This is a genomic window from Pseudomonas quebecensis (genome assembly GCF_026410085.1).
In the GTDB taxonomy this organism is placed as follows: Bacteria; Pseudomonadota; Gammaproteobacteria; order Pseudomonadales; family Pseudomonadaceae; genus Aquipseudomonas; species Aquipseudomonas quebecensis.
In genome coordinates this window covers 5,027,459-5,050,418 of the sequence record NZ_CP112866.1, presented here as the reverse complement: position 1 = coordinate 5,050,418, position 22,960 = coordinate 5,027,459, and the positions used below count along the sequence as shown (strand labels likewise).

Sequence of the window (22,960 nt, the reverse complement as noted above, 5' to 3'; positions counted from 1 at the left end):
CCGCCATGAAGCGTGTGGGCACGTAAGTGCCTACGACATCTGAGGGTGCGTATGCGATCTCTGTAATCGGGTGACCAAACCCGATCGCTGATTTTGCAGCGAGGGGCGAACTATAGGTGGGTGCGGTGCAATGGTGCAATACAGGCAAAGGCTGTTTCAGATCGTTCCCACGCTCCCGCGTGGGAATGCATCCCGTGACGCTCTGCGTCACCCGTGCCGAGGACCCACGCAGCGCGTGAGGAACGATCACTGCCTTACAGGCCTGCTGATACACCGCTCAAAAATCGCCTCCAACCCCCGATAATCACACGCCACCGCATCAATATTCGCCGGTATCCACGCCGCGTGTTTGACCAGCCACCAGTTCACTGAAAACCCTGCATTGACGATGATTTGCTCGAACAAAATCCGCTGCGCCCGGCCGTTGCCTTCGCGGAACGGGTGGATCACGTTGAGGTCGCCATACGCCTCGGCAACCTGCGTCACCAGTTCGGCTTGGCTCGCGCCCACAAACCAGTTTGCATCTTCCATGTGCCGAATGATCTTCGCCGCTTCCGGTTGGATGCGTTCCGGGGTGCAGAACAGGGTGTCGCCTTTTCGGATGTTGACGCTGCGCAGTTCACCGGCCCAGTCGTAGATGTCGCCGAACAGCGTCCGGTGGATGTACTGCAGGCGTTCGAGGTCGTAGGGCGGCGGGAAGAGCGGGAGGCTGCCTACCGCGATTTCGGATAGTTCCCGCTCGGCCTGGTGCAGGCGTTGTTCGTCGAGCAAATCGAGGCGGTTGCGCAGGACGCTGCTACCGGGGTAGCAGTACGGGTCCTGGCCCACCCCGTATTTGTCGAGCATCAGCGTGGAGTGTTGCGGTACTTGGCAAGCACGGCTTCGCGGGTCGGCAGGGGTTTGTCGACATCGGCCGGTTGGGTCTCGAACCCTTCCAGGCGCAGGCTGGCCAGGTAATTGGAGCGACGGATCTTGTGGTAGTGATCCTGTTTTTGCTCAAACGTCAGTTCGCTCATTACAGCGTCCTCCTGGGTGGCAAGGCTTGATTGTAGCTCAATGCGTCAGCGGAAAGGCGGGATAAAAACCGCGTCACATTTTGTATAAATACTCCGCCATGGGGCTGAATTCAGCGTATGTTTCACCGCAAAATCTTGTAGGGCGATTCCGCCCATCATTTAAAGGGAGTTAAGCATGAGTTTGCTTCGTGTCGCTTCGGCGATGTCATTGTGTGCGGTGGCTTTTTCCGTTCAGGCCGAGCAGTTGCCGATTGAAGTGCTCAGCGCGGTGGTCAAGGATCAGAAAATCGCCGATGCCGAAGTATTGCTGCAGCGCAATGGTGCGCAGAACGTGGTGGGCCGCACCAACGCCCAGGGCCAAGTGACCCTGACCAGCGAAGCCGCCGATGATGCGAGCAACCTGTTGATCATCAAGAAGCCGGGCTATTCCAACCTGGTGGTCAAGTGCCCTTGCGCAGGCATGACCTATGCCATCAGCCCGGTCATGGAAAACCTTGACGGGCTGCGCGTCGTGCTGACGTGGGGCAAGACCCCGGAAGATCTCGACTCCCACATGATTTTCCCGGGCAATAACATTTATTTCGAAAACAAGCAGGGGACTGACGCCGAGTTGGACGTGGACGACGTCGACAGCTATGGCCCGGAAACCATCACCCTGCAGAAAAAACACTATGGCGAAAGTTATGTATATGCGGTGCATGACTTCACCAATATCGCCAATCCGAGTTCACGCCAGTTGTCGAACAGCGAAGCCAAAGTGTTTGTGTACATGGGCCAGTCGCTGGTGCGCACTTACTACGTGCCGAAAAACCGTAGTGGCAACCTATGGACGGTATTCCGCATGACCGGCAGCGGCGACTTCCAGGACATCAATACCTTCAGCGGTGTAAAGGTGGACGCCAAGGATGTGCTCAACGAAGTCAAACCGTTGCTGGATGACAGCGTTGCCGTGACCGCCGTGGTCGTCAGCTCCTCCGCACAAGCGGACGCGAAACGTCTGAACGTGCAAGGTGAAGCGGCCTACCAGGCCGGCAATCTGGATCAGGCCATCGAGTTGTTCCATCAGGCGATCGATCTGGACAACGGCTTCGGCAAAGCCTACGGCAACCTTGGCCTGGCTTATCAGAAGGCCGGTAACACCGCCGAGTCGATCTGGGCCAATCGTAAGGCCGTCGCCTTGGCCACTGGCGCGAATGCAGCGACCGTGCGTGCCGGTGCCTACTACAACATTGCGCGGATCTACGAAGCGGCGGGGCAGTTTGCGGATGCGTTGCGTCATTACCAGCTAGCCAAGGAACAGAAGGCCAACCCGGTGTATGACACGGCGATCGAGCGGGTGCGGAATCGCTGATTCAGCTGTAGTGCAGTTTTGAAAATGTGGGAGGGGCTCCCGATAGCCCCTCCCACCTTTGGGTTGTAGTGTTCCTACAGCCACAGTCGAATTCGTCGAACTTGGCCCAAGGCCATTGCTGCACCCTGTGTATCATCCTGTCTCTTTTTTCCATGCGACCTTTCTCGATTCGCTGAACTGACTGGGCTACGTTTTTAAGCCACCTTCAGCGGTCAATGGAGTGACAGCCTATGCACGACACCCTCCAGCAGGTCTTTGGTTATCCACAGTTTCGTTTGGGTCAGGAAGAAACGGTCAACGCCGTACTGGCCGGCCGTTCGGCTGCGGCCATTTTCCCTACGGGGTCGGGCAAGTCCCTGTGTTATCAATTATCGGCGGTACTGCTGCCGCACCTGACGCTGGTGGTGTCGCCGCTGTTGGCGCTGATGCAGGACCAGTTGGGCTTCCTGCAACGCCACGGTATTTCAGCAGGCAGTATCGATTCGGCGCAAAGCCGAGAGGATGCCAATGATGTGATGGCCCGGGCGCGTTCCGGCGAGCTGAAAATCCTGATGATTTCCGTGGAGCGCTTGAAGAACGAACGCTTTCGCAACTTCCTGCAAAGTGTGCAGATCTCGTTGCTGGTGGTGGATGAGGCGCACTGTATTTCCGAATGGGGCCACAACTTCCGTCCGGACTATCTGAAGCTGCCGGATTACCAACGCCAGTTCAAGATCCCACAAGCGTTGCTGTTGACGGCGACAGCGACGCCCAAGGTGATCGCCGATATGCAGGCCAAGTTCGCCATTGCGCCGGACGACGTAGTCACCACGGGCTTCTATCGACCGAACCTTGATTTGCTGGTCGAACCGGTCAACGGTGCAGACAAGCGCCGCCGTCTCGTGCAGTGGATGAGCGAGCGGGCCAACCAGCCGAGCATCGTCTACGTCACCCTGCAGAAAACCGCCGAGCAGATTGCCGAGCATCTGAACCGTAACGGCATCCAGGCCGAGGCCTATCATGCCGGCTTGCCCCACGATAAACGCGAAGGTATCCAGCAGCGCTTCATGGACGGGCGCTCCAATTGCATTGTGGCCACCATCGCGTTCGGGATGGGCATCGATAAAAGCGATATCCGTAATGTGGTGCACTTCGACCTGCCCAAGTCCATCGAGAACTACAGCCAGGAAATCGGCCGCGCCGGGCGTGATGGCCAGGCTTCGGACTGCCTGGTGCTGGCCAACCGCGACAGCCTCAATGTGCTGGAGAACTTCGTCTACGGCGACACGCCTGAGCAGGAGGGTATTCGCCGCGTGCTCGAAGACTTGCAGGCGGCGCGTAGCGAGGGGCAGTGGGAGTTCCTGCTGAGGTCGCTGTCGGATCACAGCAATATCCGCGAGCTACCGCTCAAGACGCTGCTGGTGCAACTGGAGCTCAAGGGCGTGATCGCGCCGCGCTACGCGTTTTACGCGGAATACCGCTTCAAGTATCTGGTCGACCCCGAGGCTTTATTGGCGCGCTTTGCCGGTGAGCGGCAACAGTTTGTCGCGGCGATCATCCAAGTGTGCAAGCGCGCGAAAACCTGGGCCACGGTGGATTTCGATGCGCTTTACCAGCAGCACAACGCCGAGCGCAGCCGGGTGGTGAAGGCGCTGGATTACTTCCAGGAACAGGGGCTGATCGAGCTGGAAAGCAAGCAGATGACGGAGGTCTACAGCCTGCTGAATACCGATTTTGACCCACAGCGGTTGAGCGCCGAGTTATACACAGGCTTCAAGCAGCACGAGGTGACGGAGGTGGCGCGGATTCACGCCATGCTCGATCTGTTCGCCACCGAGCACTGTCTGGGCCAGCGGCTGGCCCATTATTTTGGTGATGAAAACGCGCCGCAACGCTGCGGGCATTGCTCGGTGTGCCACGGGCATGTCGCGCATCTGCCGGCACCGCCGGGTCTGCCGCCGCTTGTGGATAAAAACTTCATGGGGCTGTGCGGTGATTTTATCCACAGGCATCATGAACATACCGGCCAACTGCCCGGCGCTGAACGGCTGACGCGTTTCCTGGGAGGTATCAGCGTACCGTTGTTTACCAAGTTAAAGGCGCGGGGCATTCCGGGTTTCGCTGCGCTGGAAGACTACCCCTACGCCGACGTACGCGAATGGGCCGAGGCTCATTTGCATGACCTGTAACTTCCCTTTCATGAGAGGTCTCCATGCCTGACTCAGTGCCGCAACGTGCCGATTACCCTCACTTCCAGCCGATCATCACGCGCTGGCACGACAACGATGTGTACGGCCATGTGAACAACGTCACCTACTACAGCTTTTTTGACACGGCGGTGAATACCTACCTGATTGAACAGGGCGGGCTGAATATCCATGACGGGGAAGTGGTCGGGTTTGTGGTCAGTTCGGCGTGCGATTACTTTGCGTCGATTGCTTTCCCGGAGCGCATTGATATCGGCCTGCGCGTGGGCAAGTTGGGCAACAGCTCAGTGCAATACGAGTTGGCGGTATTCAAGGCAGGCGAGCAGGAAGCCTGTGCGGCGGGGCGTTTTGTGCATGTGTTCGTGGATCGGGGGACAAACCAGCCGGTGACGATTCCGGGAGTGCTACGCGAGGCATTGCAGAGGTTGGTGGCCTGACCGAACAAGCCGATGTGGGAGGTGGCAAGCCCCTCCCACAGGGGTGTTGAGGTGTTCTTTAGAGCTTAGCGGTGACGGTAGTGATGTTTGTTCTTGCGATGCCCGTAGGCGTGACCGCGGCCTGGGTGATCGTCACGATAATAGCGACGGTCGTCGCGACCACGATAACCACGGTCATCGTCGTCGCTCTTGTTGCCCATGTAGTTGCCCAATGCACCACCCGCGCCACCGCCGGCTGCGGAGCCGACCAGTGCACCTGTGCTGCCGCCGACGCTGCGGCCCACAACGTTACCGCCGGCTGCGCCCAGTGCGCCGCCAATGGCTGCTTCGCCACGGCTGCGTTTGTCGGCGCCGACCGCGCTGCCGCCCGCGCCGCCGAGGGCTGCGCCGATCGTCGAACCGGTGTTGCCGCCCAGCTGCTGGCCGACGACAGAACCTAGAACCCCGCCCAATGCGCCGCCCACACCGGCTTCGGTGGTGCCACCGGCCATGGCTGCGCCACTGACCAGGCCAAGGGACAACAAGAGAATCGAGGAGAACTTCATTCGGGAAACCTCAAGGGGATGACGGCGCGATCCTGAGGCTGTATTGACATTGTGACAATAGAAATCCGACCAGTAACACGAGTTGTACACAATTCTCTAAGTTACTGTTTTAACTATGGAACTTAAGTGATTTTTACGAGTCATTAGCTACTTCGGAACGGCCGCTTTTATATAAAAGCGGCCTTTTTTTGTGTCCGAAATGATCGGTCAAGCCGAACGCGACAGGATCAAACCGCTCTCGCTCGCCGCTTCCAGGCGGATCGCCACAAACTTCGACGTTGGCGTATGGCTGCCATCGCCTGTGCTTTCGAGCGGCACCAGCGGGTTCACTTCCGGGTAATAAGCCGCTGCCTGCCCCGCTGGAATATCAAATGCCAGCAAAGTGAAGCCCTTCACCCGGCGCTCGCGTCCATCCTCCCACAACGACACAATGTCGGCCTTCTGTCCTGGCTTGAAGCCCAGTCGGATAATGTCGGCTTCGTTGACGAACAACACGTCACGCTGCCCCTTGACCCCACGGTAACGGTCGTCCAAGCCATAAATGGTGGTGTTGTACTGATCGTGGGAACGCATCGACTGCATGATCAAATCCGGCACGCGCCCTGTGGCGTGGGTGCGTTCGTGGATCAGGTCCTTGGGCAGCACGTTCGGGCGGAAGCTGGCACGGCCCGATGGGGTGTTCCAGCGGCGCGCACCTGCGGAGTTACCCAGATAGAAACCGCCCGGGTTTTTGATCTTCTCGTTGAAGTCCTTGAAGCCTGGGATGGTGTCGGCGATCAGGTCGCGGATGCGTCGGTAGTCCGCTACCAGCCAGTTCCAATCGACCGGCTGGCTGCCCAGGGTCGCGGCGGCGATGCCGGCCAGAATCGCCGGCTCGGATTTCATCAGGCTCGACAGCGGCTGCAATTGACCATTGGAGCCGTGGACCATGCTGAACGAGTCTTCCACCGTCACCGCTTGCGGGCCTTCGGCCTGGATATCGATGTCGGTACGGCCCAGGCACGGCAGGATCAGCGCCTCTTTGCCGTGCATCAGATGGCTGCGGTTGAGCTTGGTGCTGATCTGCACGGTCAGGTCGCAGTTGCGCAGCGCTTGGAAGGTGCGCGTGCTGTCCGGCGTGGCTTGGGCGAAGTTGCCGCCCAGGCCGATAAACACCTTGGAGCGGCCCTCCAGCATGGCGTGGATCGCTTCGACCACGTTGTGGCCGTTGGTGCGCGGCACCTGGAACTGGAAGCGGCGCTCCAGCGCATCAAGGAACGCGACCGGCGGGCGCTCGTTGATGCCCATGGTGCGGTCGCCCTGCACGTTGCTGTGACCACGTACCGGGCACAGGCCTGCGCCCGGACGGCCGATATTGCCGCGCAGCAGCATCAGGTTGGCGATTTCCTGAATGGTCGGCACCGAGTGGCGGTGCTGGGTGATACCCATCGCCCAGCACATGATCACGTTCTTGCCTTTGGCGTACATGCGCGCCGCCTGCTCGATTTCCACCAGGGACAGGCCGGATTGCTCGACGATCTCGTCCCATGAGGTGTCGTCGATCCTGGCCAGGTAATCCAGCACGTTGGCGGTATGTTCATTGAGGAAGTCGTGGTCGAACACGGCTTCCTTGCCTTCGGCCTGGGCCTGGCGTTCCCACAACAGCAGGAACTTGGCCATGCCGCGCAAGATGGCCATGTCGCCGCCCAGTGCCGGGCGGAAATACGCGGTATTGGTCGGCTTGTCGCCGTTGGTGAGCATTTCCAGTGGATGCTGCGGATGCTGGAAGCGTTCCAGGCCGCGCTCCTTGAGTGGGTTGATGCACACCACCTGGGCGCCGCGCTTTACCGCCTCGCGCAAGGGTTCGAGCATGCGCGGATGGTTGGTGCCAGGGTTCTGACCCCAGACGAAGATCGCGTCGGCATGTTCGAAGTCATCAAAGGTCACCGTGCCTTTGCCGACCCCCACACTCTGCGCCAGGGCCACGCCGCTGGCTTCGTGGCACATGTTCGAGCAGTCCGGGAAGTTGTTGGTGCCGTAGGCGCGTACAAAGAGTTGATACAGGTACGCGGCTTCGTTGCTGGCGCGTCCGGAGGTATAGAACTCGGCCATGTCCGGGCTGGGCAGGGCATTGAGATGCTTGCCGATCAGATCGAAGGCCGCTTCCCAACTGATGGGTTTGTAACGGTCGGTTGCGGGGTCGTAGCGCATCGGCTCGGTCAGGCGGCCCTGATATTCCAGCCAGTAGTCGCTCTGCTCCAGCAAGGCGGTGACGCTGTGCTTGGCGAAGAATGCACCATCCACGCGGCGCTTGGTGGCTTCCCAGTTGACCGCCTTGGCGCCGTTTTCGCAGAACTTGACCATGCCGCTTTCCGGCGAGTCGCCCCAGGCGCAGCCTGGGCAGTCGAAGCCGCCGTTCTGGTTGGTCTTGAGCATCATGCGCAGGTTTTTCAACGCGTTGTCGCTGGTCAGCCAGGCATGGGCGACGCTGATCAGCGCGCCCCAGCCGCCGGCCGGGCCTTTGTACGGCTTGTAGCGCGGGGTCGGGGTTTGGTCGGCTTGATGATGATTGCTCATGGCTGGTTCTCCATCGCAGGGCTGTAGACCCGCGGCGCACTTTTCTGCGGCAGGTGGATGAGATTGAGGTTGTGTCGGCGGGCCCATTGCAGGGCCAGGCCGGTGGGCGCCGACAGGCTGACCAGGGTCTGGATGCCCGCGCGCAGGACTTTCTGAATCAGTTCGAGGCTGCAACGGCTGGTGACAATCGCCACGCCGCCGTCGGTTGGGATCTGTTGGCGGATCAACGCGCCGATCAACTTGTCCAGGGCGTTGTGCCGGCCGATGTCTTCGCGGCCCAGCAACAATTCGCCCTGGTTATTCATAAAGACCGCCGCGTGCACCGCACCGCTGTGCTGGCCCAGGGGCTGGAAAGCGCTGATGCGGTGACGCAGGCCATCGAGCCACTCAACGGGCGGCAGAGGCGCGCCGGGCAGCACTGGCAGATCCGGCAGGGCTTGTTCCACGGCTTCTACGCCGCACAGGCCGCAGCCGCTGGTGCCCGCCAACTGGCGGCGCTGTTGCTTGAGGTTCCAGAACGCGCGATTGGAAATCTGCACGTGGGCGTACTGGGCGGAGCCCGAGCCACTGAGTTTCAGGTCATACATGTCACTGATGTCAGCGATGATGCCGCTGCCCAGGCTGAAACCGACGATAAAGTCTTCCAGATCGGTCGGGGTCACCAGCATCACGGCCTGGCTGATGTCGTTATAGGCGATCGCCAGCGCCACTTCTTCGGCCAGCGCGGTGCTGTCGACGTTTGTGCGGTCAAGCGTGCAGTATTGATAGCTCTGGCTGGCCGACGCGGGCGCATCTGCTGCAGGCGCCGCGCAGGTTGGGCGCTGGGCGTTCATGGGGCGATACCACCGACGGATTGATCAGTGGTTAGACTAGGCGCGACAAAGCGTCGCGTCTAATTGCCAGTACTGATCTAGCGATAGATGACGTCGATCAAGGCGAGGCCAGCGATTTCTGATACAGCGCGAAACACGCCTCGGCCAGCGCCGAACGCGGCGCGCTGCGGCGCATGATCAGCCCCAGGCGGGCCAGGGTATGGGCATCCTCGATCGGTTGCAGGCGCAGGTGTTCGGTCAGCGCGTCCAACCCGCCTTCCAACGGCATCACCGCGCAGCACAAGCCGCCATGTACTGCTTGTAATAACTGATGGACGGCATCGGTCTGCAGCAGCGGTTGCGGGTGCAGGCCGCGGCTGTGGAAGTTGTGGTCGATGGATTGGCGAAAATGCATGCCGCTGGTGAGCATGCCCAGCGGCAGTTCGATCAGCGCTTCCCAGCTCAAGGGTGTGTCGCCGAAGCTGAAGAAACGCTGGTCGTACAGCAGGCCCATACGGGTCTCGCCCAAGGCCAGGGAGTCGAAGCGTTCGGTGTCCAGACGCTCCAGATAAGAAACACCCAGGTCCAGGCGATTGCTGGCCAGTTGCTCAAGGATCTGCTCGGAGCTGAGTGCCGACAGCTCAAAGCGCAGGCTCGGGTGTTCTTTGTGCAGTTGCTGCATCAGTGCCAAAGGATCGAAGCTCGACAGCGGCACAACCCCCAGGCGCAACGTCCCTACCAGATTGCCACGACACGCCGCCGCTTCGGCCTGCAAACCGTCGTACGCCGCCAGCACGGTGCGTGCCCATGCCAGGACCCGTTCGCCGGGGGCCGTAAAGCCTTCGAAACGCTGGCCGCGATTGACCAGCGGCAAGTCCAGCTCCTCTTCCAGGCTGCGCAGGCGCATGGATAAGGTGGGCTGGGTGATATGGCAACGTGCCGCGGCCTGGCCGAAGTGACGGGTCTCGTCGAGGGCGATGAGGAATTTCAGCTGTTTGATGTCCATCTTCGCTCCAGGGCTTATTCCAATGGCGGGGGGATTCTAGCGCGTTTGGGTCTTTGGTCGGGCTGGAACGCATTTGTGTATGACTGGTCTAGTCTTGGGCATCTGGAACTCAAATCCCAAGGAGAGCGCACCATGAGTCTTTTAAGCTTTGTTAAGGAAGCCGGCGAGAAGTTGATCGACCTGTTGACGCCGGGCAATGCCAACGCCAGTGAGCAGTTGAAGGAACACGTAGCCAAGGTGGGTCTGGGTAATCCGAACGTGCAGACCACGGTGGAGGGTGACAAAGTGACTGTCACCGGTGAAGTGGCCACACAGGAAGAGAAAGAGAAGATCCTGCTGGCGCTGGGTAACATTCAAGGTGTGGCCAGTGTGGATGACCAGATCACCGTAACCGGCCCGACTGTTGCCGCTGCCCGTTTCGTCGTAGTGAAAAAGGGCGATACCCTGAGCGCGATTTCCCTGGCGGTGTATGGCAACGCCAACCAGTACAACAAAATCTTCGAGGCCAATAAGCCAATGCTCAAAGATGTGGACAAAATCTACCCAGGGCAGACGCTGCGTATTCCTGAGTAATACAGGGTTGAAAATGTGGGAGGAGGCTTGCCCCCTCCCACATTGGTTCAGAGCCCGACGATGAGATCGCGGTAGTCGCCCACCGCTGCAAACTCGCCCGTGTCCTTTGGCCCCTTCTTGCTATCCGGTTCTTTCACCGCCAGCAAATGCCCTACGCCGAACGCCCCGGCGCTGCGCAGAATCGGCAGGGTGTCGTCGATAAACAGGCTGCGGGCCGGGTCGAAATCGATATCCGCTTGCAAAGCGTCCCAGAATTGCGGGTTTTCCTTGGCGAAACCGTAGTCGTGGGAGCTGATCAACCGTTCGAAATAGGGTGCCAGCTCGATGCGTTCCAACTTCAACGACAGCGAATCGCGGTGAGCGTTGGTGATCAGGATGACCCGCTTGCCGGCCTGTTTGACGGCCTGCAAAAACGTGTCGGCATCCGGGCGCAGGGCGATCAAGTGCGCGGTCTCCAGCTTGAGTTCGCGTACCGGGAGGTTGAGTTCCGCGCTCCAGAAGTCCAGGCAATACCATTGCAACTGTCCGGCGTTACGCTCGAACAGGGGCTGCAGTTCCATCTCAGCCATGGCGCGGCTGACGCCATGCAACTCGGCGTAATGCTGAGGCAGGTGTTCCATCCAGAAATGGTTGTCGTAATGCAGGTCGAGCAGGGTGCCGTCCATGTCCAGCAGGACGGTGTCGATGGCGTGCCAGGGCAAAGAGGGCATGGGGCGTTCTCACGTAAGTAAAGATATCCGACGCAGACAATCAGAAAAGCCACGGTATAGTAACCCGATCACGCCAAGGAGCCGCTTATGCGCCAGAAACCCACTGTTCTCGCCCGCGAAATAGTCGCCAGTAGCCGTTTGTTCCGCGTGGAGGAAGTGCAGTTGCGCTTCTCCAATGGCGTTGAACGAACCTACGAGCGCCTGGTGGGGCGGGGTGCGGGTTACGGCGCAGTGATGATCGTGGCGATGATCGATGAGGACCATGCGTTGCTGGTGGAAGAGTACTGCGGCGGCACGGACGAATATGAAGTGTCACTGCCCAAGGGCCTGATCGAGCCCGGCGAGGACGTACTGGCCGCCGCGGACCGGGAACTCAAGGAGGAGGCCGGCTACGGTGCGCGACAGTTGGAGCACATTACCGAGCTGTCGCTGTCGCCGGGCTATATGAGCCAGAAAATCCAAGTGGTGCTGGCCACCGATTTGTATGAAGAGCGCCTGGAAGGCGATGAGCCCGAGCCGATGCGGGTGGACAAGGTCAACCTGCGGGAGCTGTCGAGCCTGGCGCAGAACGAGCAATTCAGCGAAGGCCGCGCCCTGGCCGCGCTGTACCTGGTTCGTGACCTGTTGACCCAGCGCGGAGCCTTCACCGCATGAGCGAACTGTTTCTGGGCCACCCGTTTATTGCCCCTGTGATTGAATTGGCCCGGCAGGCCGGAGAAGTAATCCTCCCGTACTGGCGCGCCGATGTGGCCGTGACCTCCAAGGCCGACGACTCGCCGGTCACGGCAGCGGACCTGGCGGCCCATCATCTGATTTTCGACGGCCTTACGGCCCTGGACCCGAGCATCCCGGTGCTCTCCGAGGAAGATGCCGATATCGACCAGAGCGTGCGTGCCGCCTGGCAGCGCTGGTGGCTGGTGGACCCGCTGGACGGCACCAAGGAGTTCATCGCCGGTAGCGAAGAATTCACCGTCAATATCGCGCTGATCGAAGAAGGGCGCGTAGTGTTTGGCGTGGTCTCGATGCCCACCAGTGGTCGTTGCTACTTCGGTGGCGCTGGCCTGGGAGCGTGGCGGTCGGACGTCAACGAAGCCCCTCGACAGATTCAGGTGCGCGAAGCGCCGGGGCTGGGTGAGTCCTTTACGGTGGTGGCCAGTCGTCGACACAGCAGCCCTGAGCAAGAGCGTCTGCTCAAAGGGCTCAGTGAGGGGTTGGGTGAGTTGAAGCTGGCCAATATCGGCAGCTCGCTGAAGTTTTGCCTGCTGGCTGAAGGCAGTGCCGATTGCTATCCACGCCTGGCGCCGACATCGCAATGGGACACCGCTGCCGCCCAGGGCGTGCTGGAAGGCGCCGGTGGCGAAGTACTGGAGTTGAGCGGTGCGCCGTTCAGTTATCCGGCGCGTGAATCGCTGCTCAATCCGTTCTTTTTGGCGCTGCCGGCCAAGGCGGCGTGGCGTGAGCGTTTGTTGAGCTTGGCGCGTTCTTAACACCTTAAGGAATCTGACTGGGGGAGCTGGCCCGCTCCCAGAGTTGTTTTGTGTATGGGCTTCTAACGGTGCAGAACGTATTGGCCGGTGAAGGCGACCGCTCGTTCGTCACTCCCCTCGTTCACGATCCACGTATCCAACGTCAACCGCGCCCGACCATAGCGCTGGTAGGTCGCGCAAAAGCGCTTCCACACCTTGTCCTCGGGCGCCTGGCAAATCACCGTGGCGTCCCGTGTCACCGGCAGCGGATAGCTGATCTGCCCCTCCTGAATCACGATATGCCCGTCCTCGATGCCTTCTTCGCGCAGTTGCAGGTGCAGCCAGCCCCAGCCTGCCAGCACCGCGCCGCAGTAAAGGCTGCCGCCAAACATGGTGCTCTTGTGGTTGATATTGGCTTGCAAGGGCAGGTGCAGCTGTAACTGGCCGTGTTGCCAGTCGAGCACCTTGAGCCCCATTTCCCGGGTCAGGGGAATGTCGTGGTGAAGGATGGATTCCAGGTAACGGCTGTCGCGGCTCATGGCGGCCTCTTGGCGGATGGGAAGGGTCATTCGTCGTCGGCACCCTGATGAGTGCTGTCGGCGAAGTTCAGCCCGTGCTTGCGCAGTTTGTCGTGCAAGGTCTTGCGCGGTACGCCCAAGGCTTCGGCAAGGCTGCGCAGGGAGCTGTGAGGGCGGGCGAGTTCGGCGGCGATCAGGCTTTTTTCGAACTGTTCGACCTGTTCGCTCAAGCCGCCCGGTGTAGATGTCAGCACGCTGCCGGTGGGGTTGTCGGCCGAGCTGTCCAGGGCCAGTTCCAGGCCCAGTGCAAAGCGTTCGGCGGCGTTCTGCAGTTCCCGCACGTTACCCGGCCAGCTGTGGCGCAACAGCAATGCGCGCTGGCCCGGTTGCAATTCATGCAGCGGCAGGCCGTGGCGGCTGCTGGCTTCGTCGGCGAAGTGCTGGAACAGCATCAGCGCATCCTCGCCGCGTTCGCGCAACGGTGGAATGCGCAGCGGCGCGACGTTGAGACGGTAATACAGGTCGGCGCGGAAGCGGCCCTGGTCAGCGGCCTGGCGCAGGTCTTCCTTGGTGGCGGCAATGATGCGGATGTCCAGCGGGATCAACTGGTTGCCACCCAGGCGCTCGACTACGCGCTCCTGCAACAGGCGCAGGAGCTTGACCTGCACATCCAGGCTCATGCTTTCGATTTCATCCAGAAACAACGTGCCGCCATTGGCGAACTCGAATTTGCCGATGCGGCGCTTCTGTGCGCCGGTGAACGCGCCGGGTTCATGGCCGAACAGTTCGCTTTCGACCACCGATTCGGCCAGCGCCCCGGCGTTGATCGCCACGAACGGCCCGCTGCGTCGGCTCGACAGATCGTGCAGCGCGCGCGCCACCACTTCTTTACCGGCGCCGGTCTCGCCCAGGATCAGCACATCGGCCCTGGTCGCGGCCAAGGCGCCGATCTGCTCGCGCAGGCGCAGCATCTGCGGCGAATGCCCCACCAGGCGTGTGCTCAGTTGCTGGCGGTCGCTGAGGGCCAGGCGCAGGCTGCGGTTGTCCAGCACCAGTCGACGCAGGGCCAGGGCGCGGCGCACGCTGTCGAGCAAGGCGTCGCTGGCGAAGGGTTTTTCGAGGAAGTCGTAAGCGCCGGCGCGCATGGCTTGCACGGCCAGCGGCACATCACCGTGGCCGGTGATCAACAGCACCGGCAGGTCCGGGTCCTGGCCGTGCAGTTCGGTCAAAAGCTCCAGGCCGTCAATACCGGGCATACGGATATCGCTGACCACCACTCCCGGCCAGTCTCGCGACAGCTGTGCGGTGAGGCCGGTGGCTTCGCCCAGTGGCAGGACTTTCAGCCCGGCCAGGTCCAGGGTCTGGCACAGGGCCTGACGCAAGTGCGGATCGTCGTCGATCAGCACCACCTGAATCTGGTTATCGATACTCATACACTGCGGTCCTCGGACGGTTGCAGACTGACGCCCGGCGAGCCGGCGCGCAATTTCAAGGTTAACAGCGCGCCGCCTTCCTTGTGGTTGGCAAACAACAGTTCGCCACCAAAGGCGCGCATCAGCGTTTCACAGATGGCCAGGCCCAGCCCCAGGCCCTGGGTGCGCGTCTTGGTGGTGTAGAACGGCTCGCTGGCGCGGCCCAGGGCTTCCATGCAAAAGCCCGGGCCGTTGTCGCGAATGTACAGGTTGACGCCCTGGGCGGTGGTTTCGGCACTCAGCCAGAGTTTGCGCGGCGGGCCTTTTTCGGTCAGTGCGTCCAAGGCATTTGCCAGCAGATTGCCCAGTACCTGGCGCAGGCGAGTCTCGCCGGCCTGCACCCATAGCGTGGCTTCCGGTAGATCGCGGATCAGCTCCACCTCCATCGAGCGGCGACGTTTGGCCAGCAGCGCCAGGGCATCGTCGAGCGCGGGTTGCAGGGCTACGCTTTCAGGCGCGTGGCGGTCGCGGCGGGCAAAGGCGCGCAGATGGGCGATGATCGAGGCCATGCGCCCGGTCAGCTCGCTGATCAGCTTGAGGTTGCCGCGCGCGTCGTCTGTGCGCTGATGATCGAGCAGGATTTCGGCGTTCTCGGCGTAGCTGCGGATTGCGGCCAGGGGCTGGTTGAGTTCATGGCTGATACTCGCCGACATGGTCCCCAGCGCAGACAACTTGCCGGCCTGCACCAGGTCATCCTGGGCGCGTACCAGTTCCTGCTGGGCGTGCTCGCGTTCCAGCACCTCCTGTTTCAGGCGCCGGTTAAGGCCTTCCAGGTCGCTGGTCCGTTCGGCCACACGCATTTCCAGTTCGCGGCGGGCCTTGGCTTCGAAAGCGATGCGTTCTAGATAATGTCGGCGGCGCTGCATCAACAACCCCAGCAACAGCATCAACGCCAGCAGCGCCGCGCCGCCCACGGCCACCACGGTGCGCACCGGGCGACTGATCAAGGATTTCGGCGCGAGAATTTCTACATTCCAGCCGGTTTCGGCGATGGCCGTGGACTGCCGCAGCCAGGCGCTGCTGCTCAGGTTCAGCGGCTGTGGGTCGCGCGTCGGGTAGGGTTGGATGGCGATGATGGCCTGGCGTTCTTCGGGGGTAAGCGGCCGCGTGGCGCGAAATCGCCATTGCGGGCGTGAGGTCAGGATCACCACACCGTTGTGGTCGGTGACCAGCAGTTGTTCCGGGGTGTTGCCCCACAGGCTTTCGGTGTGGTCCAGGTCGACCTTGACCACCAGCACACCGATGATTTTTTCCCCATCGCGCACCGCTGCGGCGAAAAAATACCCACGTTTGGCGGAGGTGGTGCCCAGCCCGAAAAAGCGTCCCAGGCGCCCGGCCATGGCTTCGCTGAAATACGGCCGGAACGAGAAATTGCGTCCGACAAAGCTGTCCTGTTTGTCCCAATTGGACGCGGCAAGGGTCTTGCCGGTGGTGTCCATCAGGTACATCACCTCCACACCGGCCTGCGCGGCGACGTCCCTGAGCAATTGATTGGCGTTGGCCAGATTGGTGCTGACCTGCGGCGCCGCCAGTGCGCTGCGCAAGGCGGGCAGGTCGCCGAGGATCTGCGGCAGCACTTCGTAGCGGTGCAGGGTGCCCAGCAGGTTGGCGACGTATAGGTCGAGGGTCTGACGGTTCTGCCCGGCCAGTTCACTGCGATAGTAGCGCTCGGCCAGGTGCTCCAGCGGCCATAGCAGCGGTGCCAGGCACAACGCCAGCAGCGCGAGGCTGCGCCAGCGGGGTCTTCGCGGAAGGGGTGGAGTCATGGGAGTCATGCGCCTGTGGGTACAGGCGCATTATGCCTAGTGCGGCTGTGCAAGACACTCGCGCAGTGCGTCCAGCCAGTACGGTTGGCTGACGTGCCATTCGCGTTGCAGACGGCTGCAGTCTAGGCGCGAGTTCAACGGGCGTTTGGCGGGCGTCGGGTAAGCACTGGAAGGGATGGCTTCCAGCTCGGCGCAGGCTTTGCCGGTGGCCCGCAGGTACTCGCCGATGGCCTCGGCAAAGCCGAACCACGACGTTTCACCCTGGGCGGTCAGGTGGTAGACCCCCCATGCTCCGGCATCCCCGGCCTGCCAACGTTCGATCAGGGCGCGGGTGCTGCCTGCGATGGTACCGGCCCAGGTCGGCGCGCCAATCTGGTCGGCGACGATGCGCATCTGCGGCTTCTCCTGCAACAGCCGCTGCATGGTCAGCAGGAAGTTCTTGCCGTGGTTGGAGTAGACCCAACTGGTGCGAAGGATCAGGTGCTCGCCTCCCACTGCCGTAATCGCCTGCTCGCCGGCGAGCTTGCTCTGGCCATACACGCCCAACGGGTGCGGCGTGTCCGCTTCGGTGTACGGCGCCGCCTTGCTGCCGTCGAACACGTAGTCGGTGGAGTAGTGGATCAGCGGCGCGCCCAGGGCCTTGGCCTCTTCAGCCAGGATGCCGGGGGCGGTGGCATTGATCGCGAAGGCCACCTCCGGCTCGCTTTCGGCCTGGTCGACCGCCGTGTGGGCGGCGGCATTGATGATCAGGTCGGGGCGATGGGCACGGACCTGCCGGCGAATCTGGTCGGCGTTGGTCAGATCCAATTGATCGCGACCCAGCACGATCAGCTCGCCGAGCGGGGGGAGCTGCTGCTGCAGCGCCTGGGAGACTTGACCGTGTTGGCCGGTGATAAGGATTTTCATGGGAACAGGTCAGCTTCCATCAAACGTTTGCCCGCCTGGTCCTTGACGGACAGTTGCGGCGTCTCGGTCAGTTGCCAATCGATTGCCAGCGTTGGGTCGTTCCACACGATGCAGCGCTCAGCACCGGGCTGATAGTAATCAGTGGTCTTGTAGAGAAACTCTGCGTATTCGCTCAACACCACGAACCCATGGGCAAAACCTTCGGGCACCCAAAGCTGACGATGGTTCTGAGCCGACAAACGGACGCTCACCCATTGGCCGAAGTTCGGTGAACTGCGACGAATGTCCACAGCCACGTCGAGTACCTCACCTGCGGTGACGCGCACGAGTTTTCCCTGTGTGTGTTTCAACTGATAGTGCAAACCCCGCAGCACGCCTTTTTGCGAGCGCGAATGGTTGTCTTGAACGAAATTGCGTTCGAGCCCCGTGGCCTGTTTAAACGTCTTGGCGTTGAAGCTCTCGTAGAAAAACCCCCGATCGTCGCCAAAGACTTTGGGTTCGAGGATTACAACGCCGGGAAGTGAGGTTTCAACCACGTTCACTGGCTATCTCCCGCCAGCGAGTACAGGTATTGACCATAGCCGGTCTTGCCGAAATATTTGGCGCGCTGCAGCAGGTGGTTGCGGTCTATCCACCCATTTTCGTAGGCGATTTCTTCAAGGCATGCCACTTTCAACCCTTGGCGATGTTCGATGGTCTGCACGTACGTCGAGGCCTCGAGCAAGCTGTCGTGGGTGCCGGTGTCGAGCCAGGCAAAACCACGGCCAAAGCGTTCAACATGCAGGTCGCCACGCTTGAGATAAGCATTGTTGACGTCGGTGATCTCCAGTTCACCACGAGGCGAAGGCTTGACCGCCTTGGCGATCTTGATCACATCGTTGTCATAGAAGTACAGGCCGGTCACGGCGTAGCTGGATCTTGGCTTGGCGGGTTTTTCTTCGATGGACAGCGCACGGCCTTCCTTGTCGAAGTCGATCACACCGAAACGTTCGGGATCCTTGACCCAGTAACCGAATACCGTGGCGCCGGACGGGCGATTGGCGGCGGTGCGCAATTGATCGCCGAAATGCTGACCGTGGAAGATATTGTCGCCCAGGATCAAACAGACCGGATCATCGCCGATAAACTCTTCGCCGATGATGAACGCTTGGGCCAAGCCATCAGGCGACGGCTGCTCCGCGTAGCTGAATCGCACGCCGAACTGGCTGCCATCGCCCAGCAGGTTGCGGTATTGCGGCAAGTCCACCGGTGTGGAAATCACCAGGATGTCCTTGATCCCCGCCAGCATCAGCACTGAGATCGGGTAGTAGATCATCGGCTTGTCGTACACCGGCAACAGTTGTTTGGACACGCCCAGGGTAATGGGGTGCAAACGCGTGCCGGAGCCACCGGCCAATACGATTCCCTTCATCATGCAATCAGATCCTTCATGTCGGTGTTGCCCAAACGTTCGCCCTGATAACTGCCGTCCTGGACCCTGCGGCACCATTCCAGGTTATCGAGGTACCACTGCACGGTTTTGCGCAGGCCGCTTTCGAAGGTTTCTTCCGGAACCCAGCCCAGCTCGCGTTCGATCTTGCTGGCGTCGATCGCGTAGCGTTGGTCGTGACCTGGACGATCCTTGACGAAGGTGATCAGGTCGCTGAATTGCGCGACGCCTGCGGGCCGCTGTGGTGCCAGCTCTTCCAGCAGGGTGCAGATACCGCGTACCACATCGATGTTCTTTTGCTCGTTGTGCCCGCCGATATTGTAGGTCTCGCCAACCACGCCTTCGGTGACCACTTTCAGCAGGGCGCGGGCGTGGTCTTCGACGAACAGCCAGTCGCGCACCTGCAAACCATCACCATAGACCGGTAATGGCTTACCCGCGAGGGCGTTGAGAATCACCAACGGGATCAGCTTTTCGGGGAAATGGAACGGCCCGTAGTTGTTCGAGCAGTTGGTCAGCAGCACAGGCAGGCCATAGGTACGCTGCCAGGCGCGCACCAGATGGTCGGAAGCGGCCTTGCTGGCGGAGTAGGGCGAGCTGGGTGCGTAAGGCGTGGTCTCGGTGAACAGATCGTCCACCCCGTGCAGGTCGCCATACACTTCATCGGTGGAAATATGATGGAAGCGGAAAGCGCTTTTGGCAGGTTCGGCCAGCTTATGCCAATAGGCGCGGGTAGCTTCGAGCAGGCTGTAGGTGCCGACGATGTTGGTCTGGATAAAATCCGACGGGCCGTCAATCGAACGGTCGACGTGGGATTCGGCGGCCAGGTGCATGATGGCCTGGGGCTCGAAGCGCGCCAGCACGGCGCTGACGGTGGCCTGGTCGATGATATCGGCCTGGACGAACTCGTAGCGGCTGTTGGACGCGATGCTGGTCAGCGACTCCAGGTTGCCGGCATACGTGAGTTTGTCGAGGTTGAGCACTTCATGCTCGGTGTTTTGGATCAGGTGACGGATAAGGGCAGAGCCAATAAAACCGGCACCGCCGGTGATGAGAATACGCATGTCGGGGAGCCTTTTCCTTAGACGGACATCGAGCGAGTGGGGCATAGCTTGAGTTGTGGCGTCGGGCAGCGCAAGTGCAGTTGGCACCGGGGGTTGCTTAACCCAATGAACAATGGCGATATAGGCGCCTGATAAAAACAGAGATCGCCATCATGCTGCTCGCCACGTTGATCCATCGCGCCAGTCTACCTTGCCCGCAAGTAGGCCCCGATCAAGCAACTCAACTCCTGGCGCAGCACTATGGCCTTGCTGGCACTTTGCAGTCGCTCGGCAGCCAGCAAGACCTCAATTACAGAGTCGACACCCCCCAGGGTCGGTTTGTTCTGAAAATCTGTCGAGGTGACTACGCGGCGCTGGAGCTGCAGGCTCAGCACGCGGCGCTCAGTCATTTGCAGACCCACGCCGATGTGCGCGTGCCCAAGGTGATCAAGACCCTGGCCGGCGATGAATTGCTCACCCTGGCAATCGGCGGACAAACCCTGCACTTGCGCCTGCTGGACTATCTCGACGGCCAGCCATTGACCCACAGGCCCCACCTGGGTCGCGAGGTGATGGCCGGCTTCGGTGACCTGTGCGGCCGCATGAGCCTGGCGCTCGCGCCGTTCGAGCATGGGGGCCTTGAGCGCACCCTGCAGTGGGACCCGCGCCATGCTCTGGAGCTGATCGCCCACCTGTTGGCCAGCCTGCAAGACCTTGCGCATCGCGAGGCGTTGGAGCGCGTGAGCGCGCAGGTCCAAGCCCGTATTCGGCCCCTGGTCGAGCGCCTGCCGTGGCAAGCCGTTCATATGGATATCACCGATGACAACGTGCTGTGGCAGCGTGATGCCCAGCGTCAGTGGCAGATCCAGGGGGTAATCGACTTTGGCGACCTGGTTCACACTTGGCGCATCGCTGACCTGTCGGTGACCTGCGCGGCCTTGCTGCACCACGCCGAGGGCGACCCCTTTGCGATTTTGCCGGCGATTCAGGCCTGCCATGCCGTGACCCCTTTGCAACGCGAGGAGTTGCAGGCGCTGTGGCCGTTGATCGTCGCACGGGCGGCGGTATTGGTACTGAGCAGTGAGCAGCAGCAACATTTGGACCCGGATAACAGCTACTTGCTGAAAAATGCCGAACACGAGTGGGAAATCTTCCACGTTGCCACCTCGGTGCCGTTCGAGCTGATGGAAGCGGCGATTTTGGGCAGCGTTGGCGAAACGCCGACACCGATCGCCAGCCAGGACTTCGCCCCGCTGTTACCGGAGCTGGTCGGCCGCGAATTCGCGTTGATCGACCTGGGCGTGCTCAGCCCACACTTCGAGGCCGGCAATTGGGAGACGCCCGGCGTCGATCGCAGGTTGCTGGACGAAGCGGCCACGCTGCATGGGTTGGCGGCCAGCCGATATGGGCAATATCGGTTGTCGCGTACCCGTCCTGACACTGCCACCGAGGCGGATACCTTTGCTCTGCACGTGGAGCTGCACGTGCCGCATGGCACAGGGGTGGAAGCGCCCTTTGCCGGTACGCTGCACCACGAGGCCGACGGGCGGGTGCGCCTGCAGGGCGTCGAGTTGAGCGTGCGTGTGTGGGGTGTGAGCACCTCGCTCAAATCCGGTGCATTGTTGGTCGAGGGGCAACGGTTGGGTGAGGTGGTGGCGCCGCTGATCGTGCAATTGTGCCTTGCCGACCTCGAACCGCCGCTGTTTTGCACCCCCTCGCGCGCGCAGGCCTGGCAAACCCTGTGCCCGTCGCCCGGCGCTGTGCTGGGGCTGGCCTGCGACGCCGAGCCTGAACTGGACGCCCAGACCCTGCTGGCCCGCCGGGACGCCAGTTTCGCCCGCTCGCAGAAGCACTATTACACCGACCCGCCGCGCATCGAGCGCGGCTGGCGCAACCACCTGATCGACATGCACGGGCGTTCCTACCTGGACATGCTCAACAACGTGGCGGTGCTGGGCCATGGGCATCCACGCATGGCCGCGGTAGCGGCGCGGCAATGGTCGTTGCTCAACACCAACTCGCGCTTTCACTACGCGGCGGTCACGGAGTTTTCCGAACGCTTGCTGGCCCTGGCGCCGGAGGGCATGGACCGTGTGTTTCTGGTCAACAGCGGCACCGAGGCCAACGACCTGGCTATCCGCCTGGCCTGGGCCTTCAGCGGCGGGCGCGACATGCTCAGTGTGCTGGAGGCCTATCACGGCTGGTCGGTGGCGGCGGACGCGGTGTCCACCTCGATTGCCGACAACCCTCAGGCCTTGAGCAGCCGCCCGGACTGGGTGCACCCGGTGACCGCGCCCAATACCTATCGCGGTGAGTTCCGCGGGCAGGACAGTGCGCCGGACTACGTAAGAAGCGTGGAACATAACCTGGCGAAAATCGCCGCCAGCAAACGCCAGTTGGCAGGGTTCATCTGCGAGCCGGTATATGGCAATGCCGGTGGTATCTCGCTGCCGCCGGGTTACTTGCAGCAAGTGTATGGCCTGGTGCGCGCCCGAGGCGGCGTGTGTATCGCCGATGAAGTGCAAGTCGGTTATGGCCGCATGGGGCGTTTTTTCTGGGGCTTTGAGGAGCAGGGCGTAGTGCCCGATATCATCACCATGGCCAAAGGCATGGGCAACGGCCAGCCACTGGGTGCGGTGATTACCCGCCGCGAAATCGCTGAAGCGCTGGAGGCCGAAGGTTATTTCTTCTCATCCTCAGGCGGCAGCCCCGTCAGCTGCCGGATCGGCATGGCGGTGCTGGATGTGATGGAAGAAGAAAAACTGTGGGAAAACGCCCAAGTCGTGGGCGGACATTTCAAAGCTCGTCTGGAAGCCCTGATCGAGCGTCACCCGTTGGTCGGGGCCGTGCACGGTTCCGGTTTCTATCTGGGCCTGGAGTTAGTGCGCGACCGGCAAACCCTGGAACCGGCGACCGAGGAAACCAAATTGCTGTGTGACCGTTTACGTGAGTTGGGCATTTTCATGCAGCCTACCGGCGACTTTCTGAACATCCTCAAGATCAAACCACCGATGGTCACCTCTCGGCATAGTGTGGATTTCTTCGTCGATATGCTGTCGAAGGTGCTCGATGAACAGTTGTAAATAGTCGATTCTTATCGAGGATAAATAGAGAAGGCTCTTATTTCTGCCCTTGATTTGCTTTTAAAGCCGATTTTTATCCGTTATA

21 protein-coding genes are annotated in these 22,960 nt (G+C 61.1%); 7 read left to right on the top strand and 14 right to left on the bottom strand.

Translation table 11 applies throughout. The annotated features are described in order from the left end of the window. Positions 1-246: 246 nt before the first annotated feature. Entirely contained in the window at positions 247-846 is a 600-nt protein-coding gene (locus OSC50_RS23400; protein WP_181081022.1) for a putative adenosine monophosphate-protein transferase Fic, read from the bottom strand. Further along, positions 846-1,016: a YhfG family protein gene (locus OSC50_RS23395; protein WP_080761377.1), complete on the bottom strand. Its 171-nt coding sequence runs from the start codon at positions 1,014-1,016 to the stop codon at positions 846-848. Before OSC50_RS23395 ends, OSC50_RS23400 begins: the two co-directional genes overlap by 1 nt. A gap of 175 nt (positions 1,017-1,191) precedes the next feature. On the opposite strand from OSC50_RS23395, the gene OSC50_RS23390 reads away from it, so the two are divergent. The 3 genes from OSC50_RS23390 (at position 1,192) to OSC50_RS23380 (ending at position 4,990) form a co-directional block, all read left to right on the top strand. Continuing rightward, complete coding sequence (locus OSC50_RS23390) at positions 1,192-2,367, top strand: tetratricopeptide repeat protein (RefSeq protein ID WP_266245426.1); 1,176 nt, start codon at positions 1,192-1,194, stop codon at positions 2,365-2,367. A gap of 230 nt (positions 2,368-2,597) precedes the next feature. Then, a complete protein-coding gene (locus OSC50_RS23385; RefSeq protein WP_266245427.1) occupies positions 2,598-4,535 on the top strand; it encodes a RecQ family ATP-dependent DNA helicase in 1,938 nt (645 codons plus the stop codon). Between the two features lie 23 nt (positions 4,536-4,558). After that, positions 4,559-4,990 carry an acyl-CoA thioesterase gene (locus OSC50_RS23380; RefSeq protein ID WP_266245429.1) on the top strand — a complete coding sequence of 144 codons (432 nt, stop codon included), beginning with the start codon at positions 4,559-4,561 and terminating at the stop codon, positions 4,988-4,990. 65 nt (positions 4,991-5,055) lie between these two features. Here the strand turns inward: OSC50_RS23380 and OSC50_RS23375 are convergent, their stop codons facing one another. The 4 genes from OSC50_RS23375 to OSC50_RS23360 all read right to left on the bottom strand — a co-directional run bounded on the left by OSC50_RS23375 (position 5,056) and on the right by OSC50_RS23360 (position 9,909). Next, positions 5,056-5,535: a glycine zipper domain-containing protein gene (locus OSC50_RS23375; protein ID WP_181081018.1), complete on the bottom strand. Its 480-nt coding sequence runs from the start codon at positions 5,533-5,535 to the stop codon at positions 5,056-5,058. Between the two features lie 207 nt (positions 5,536-5,742). Next, positions 5,743-8,091, bottom strand: a complete 2,349-nt coding sequence (locus OSC50_RS23370; protein ID WP_266245430.1) for an FdhF/YdeP family oxidoreductase — start codon at positions 8,089-8,091, stop codon at positions 5,743-5,745. After that, positions 8,088-8,924 (bottom strand): formate dehydrogenase accessory sulfurtransferase FdhD, encoded by an 837-nt coding sequence (fdhD, locus tag OSC50_RS23365; protein WP_266245432.1) that lies wholly within the window; start codon positions 8,922-8,924, stop codon positions 8,088-8,090. The genes OSC50_RS23370 and fdhD overlap by 4 nt, the downstream gene beginning before the upstream one ends. 97 nt (positions 8,925-9,021) lie before the next feature. Further along, positions 9,022-9,909: a LysR family transcriptional regulator gene (locus OSC50_RS23360; RefSeq protein ID WP_181081015.1), complete on the bottom strand. Its 888-nt coding sequence runs from the start codon at positions 9,907-9,909 to the stop codon at positions 9,022-9,024. Positions 9,910-10,041: 132 nt separating this feature from the next. Here OSC50_RS23360 and lysM point away from each other — a divergent pair, with 132 nt between their 5' ends. Then, entirely contained in the window at positions 10,042-10,482 is a 441-nt protein-coding gene (gene lysM / locus OSC50_RS23355; RefSeq protein ID WP_181081014.1) for a peptidoglycan-binding protein LysM, read from the top strand. Between the two features lie 47 nt (positions 10,483-10,529). On the opposite strand, the gene yrfG is transcribed toward lysM, so the two are convergent. Continuing rightward, a complete protein-coding gene (gene yrfG / locus OSC50_RS23350; RefSeq protein ID WP_266245433.1) occupies positions 10,530-11,192 on the bottom strand; it encodes a GMP/IMP nucleotidase in 663 nt (220 codons plus the stop codon). Positions 11,193-11,279: 87 nt separating this feature from the next. On the opposite strand from yrfG, the gene nudE reads away from it, so the two are divergent. Together nudE and cysQ are read left to right on the top strand one after the other, a co-directional pair. Continuing rightward, positions 11,280-11,846 carry an ADP compounds hydrolase NudE gene (nudE, locus tag OSC50_RS23345; RefSeq protein WP_266245434.1) on the top strand — a complete coding sequence of 189 codons (567 nt, stop codon included), beginning with the start codon at positions 11,280-11,282 and terminating at the stop codon, positions 11,844-11,846. Continuing rightward, positions 11,843-12,679 carry a 3'(2'),5'-bisphosphate nucleotidase CysQ gene (gene cysQ / locus OSC50_RS23340; protein WP_266245436.1) on the top strand — a complete coding sequence of 279 codons (837 nt, stop codon included), beginning with the start codon at positions 11,843-11,845 and terminating at the stop codon, positions 12,677-12,679. The genes nudE and cysQ overlap by 4 nt, the downstream gene beginning before the upstream one ends. 62 nt (positions 12,680-12,741) lie before the next feature. Here the strand turns inward: cysQ and OSC50_RS23335 are convergent, their stop codons facing one another. The 7 genes from OSC50_RS23335 to rfbB are packed head-to-tail and all read right to left on the bottom strand — an operon-like array spanning position 12,742 to position 19,813. Continuing rightward, a complete protein-coding gene (locus OSC50_RS23335; RefSeq protein ID WP_266247447.1) occupies positions 12,742-13,197 on the bottom strand; it encodes a YiiD C-terminal domain-containing protein in 456 nt (151 codons plus the stop codon). 26 nt (positions 13,198-13,223) lie between these two features. Then, positions 13,224-14,609 carry a sigma-54-dependent transcriptional regulator gene (locus OSC50_RS23330; RefSeq protein WP_181081010.1) on the bottom strand — a complete coding sequence of 462 codons (1,386 nt, stop codon included), beginning with the start codon at positions 14,607-14,609 and terminating at the stop codon, positions 13,224-13,226. Then, the gene (locus OSC50_RS23325) at positions 14,606-16,414 is read right to left on the bottom strand and encodes a sensor histidine kinase (protein WP_181081009.1); all 1,809 of its coding nucleotides are present in this window, start codon (positions 16,412-16,414) and stop codon (positions 14,606-14,608) included. The genes OSC50_RS23330 and OSC50_RS23325 overlap by 4 nt, the downstream gene beginning before the upstream one ends. 36 nt (positions 16,415-16,450) lie before the next feature. Beyond that, entirely contained in the window at positions 16,451-17,320 is an 870-nt protein-coding gene (gene rfbD / locus OSC50_RS23320) for a dTDP-4-dehydrorhamnose reductase (RefSeq protein WP_266245437.1), read from the bottom strand. Next, positions 17,317-17,862, bottom strand: coding sequence for a dTDP-4-dehydrorhamnose 3,5-epimerase (rfbC, locus tag OSC50_RS23315; RefSeq protein ID WP_266245439.1), 546 nt, complete (start codon positions 17,860-17,862; stop codon positions 17,317-17,319). The genes rfbD and rfbC overlap by 4 nt, the downstream gene beginning before the upstream one ends. Further along, positions 17,859-18,734: a glucose-1-phosphate thymidylyltransferase RfbA gene (gene rfbA / locus OSC50_RS23310; RefSeq protein ID WP_266245440.1), complete on the bottom strand. Its 876-nt coding sequence runs from the start codon at positions 18,732-18,734 to the stop codon at positions 17,859-17,861. The genes rfbC and rfbA overlap by 4 nt, the downstream gene beginning before the upstream one ends. Further along, complete coding sequence (rfbB, locus tag OSC50_RS23305) at positions 18,731-19,813, bottom strand: dTDP-glucose 4,6-dehydratase (protein WP_266245441.1); 1,083 nt, start codon at positions 19,811-19,813, stop codon at positions 18,731-18,733. Before rfbB ends, rfbA begins: the two co-directional genes overlap by 4 nt. Before the next feature lie 152 nt (positions 19,814-19,965). Between rfbB and OSC50_RS23300 the strand changes: the two genes are divergently transcribed. Further along, positions 19,966-22,875, top strand: coding sequence for an aminotransferase (locus OSC50_RS23300; protein WP_253509977.1), 2,910 nt, complete (start codon positions 19,966-19,968; stop codon positions 22,873-22,875). Positions 22,876-22,960: the final 85 nt, after the last annotated feature.

What these genes read in the sequence shown, in the direction of transcription:
- OSC50_RS23330 (WP_181081010.1), bottom strand. Translation starts at nt 14,609, where the DNA reads ATGAGTATCGATAACCAGATTCAGGTGGTGCTGATCGACGACGATCCG.
- OSC50_RS23400 (WP_181081022.1), bottom strand. Translation starts at nt 846, where the DNA reads ATGCTCGACAAATACGGGGTGGGCCAGGACCCGTACTGCTACCCCGGT.
- nudE (WP_266245434.1), top strand. Translation starts at nt 11,280, where the DNA reads ATGCGCCAGAAACCCACTGTTCTCGCCCGCGAAATAGTCGCCAGTAGC.
- lysM (WP_181081014.1), top strand. Translation starts at nt 10,042, where the DNA reads ATGAGTCTTTTAAGCTTTGTTAAGGAAGCCGGCGAGAAGTTGATCGAC.
- OSC50_RS23335 (WP_266247447.1), bottom strand. Translation starts at nt 13,197, where the DNA reads ATGAGCCGCGACAGCCGTTACCTGGAATCCATCCTTCACCACGACATT.
- OSC50_RS23385 (WP_266245427.1), top strand. Translation starts at nt 2,598, where the DNA reads ATGCACGACACCCTCCAGCAGGTCTTTGGTTATCCACAGTTTCGTTTG.
- fdhD (WP_266245432.1), bottom strand. Translation starts at nt 8,924, where the DNA reads ATGAACGCCCAGCGCCCAACCTGCGCGGCGCCTGCAGCAGATGCGCCC.
- cysQ (WP_266245436.1), top strand. Translation starts at nt 11,843, where the DNA reads ATGAGCGAACTGTTTCTGGGCCACCCGTTTATTGCCCCTGTGATTGAA.
- OSC50_RS23300 (WP_253509977.1), top strand. Translation starts at nt 19,966, where the DNA reads ATGCTGCTCGCCACGTTGATCCATCGCGCCAGTCTACCTTGCCCGCAA.
- OSC50_RS23395 (WP_080761377.1), bottom strand. Translation starts at nt 1,016, where the DNA reads ATGAGCGAACTGACGTTTGAGCAAAAACAGGATCACTACCACAAGATC.
- OSC50_RS23370 (WP_266245430.1), bottom strand. Translation starts at nt 8,091, where the DNA reads ATGAGCAATCATCATCAAGCCGACCAAACCCCGACCCCGCGCTACAAG.
- OSC50_RS23390 (WP_266245426.1), top strand. Translation starts at nt 1,192, where the DNA reads ATGAGTTTGCTTCGTGTCGCTTCGGCGATGTCATTGTGTGCGGTGGCT.
- OSC50_RS23375 (WP_181081018.1), bottom strand. Translation starts at nt 5,535, where the DNA reads ATGAAGTTCTCCTCGATTCTCTTGTTGTCCCTTGGCCTGGTCAGTGGC.
- rfbA (WP_266245440.1), bottom strand. Translation starts at nt 18,734, where the DNA reads ATGATGAAGGGAATCGTATTGGCCGGTGGCTCCGGCACGCGTTTGCAC.
- OSC50_RS23325 (WP_181081009.1), bottom strand. Translation starts at nt 16,414, where the DNA reads ATGACTCCACCCCTTCCGCGAAGACCCCGCTGGCGCAGCCTCGCGCTG.
- OSC50_RS23360 (WP_181081015.1), bottom strand. Translation starts at nt 9,909, where the DNA reads ATGGACATCAAACAGCTGAAATTCCTCATCGCCCTCGACGAGACCCGT.
- yrfG (WP_266245433.1), bottom strand. Translation starts at nt 11,192, where the DNA reads ATGCCCTCTTTGCCCTGGCACGCCATCGACACCGTCCTGCTGGACATG.
- rfbD (WP_266245437.1), bottom strand. Translation starts at nt 17,320, where the DNA reads ATGAAAATCCTTATCACCGGCCAACACGGTCAAGTCTCCCAGGCGCTG.
- rfbB (WP_266245441.1), bottom strand. Translation starts at nt 19,813, where the DNA reads ATGCGTATTCTCATCACCGGCGGTGCCGGTTTTATTGGCTCTGCCCTT.
- OSC50_RS23380 (WP_266245429.1), top strand. Translation starts at nt 4,559, where the DNA reads ATGCCTGACTCAGTGCCGCAACGTGCCGATTACCCTCACTTCCAGCCG.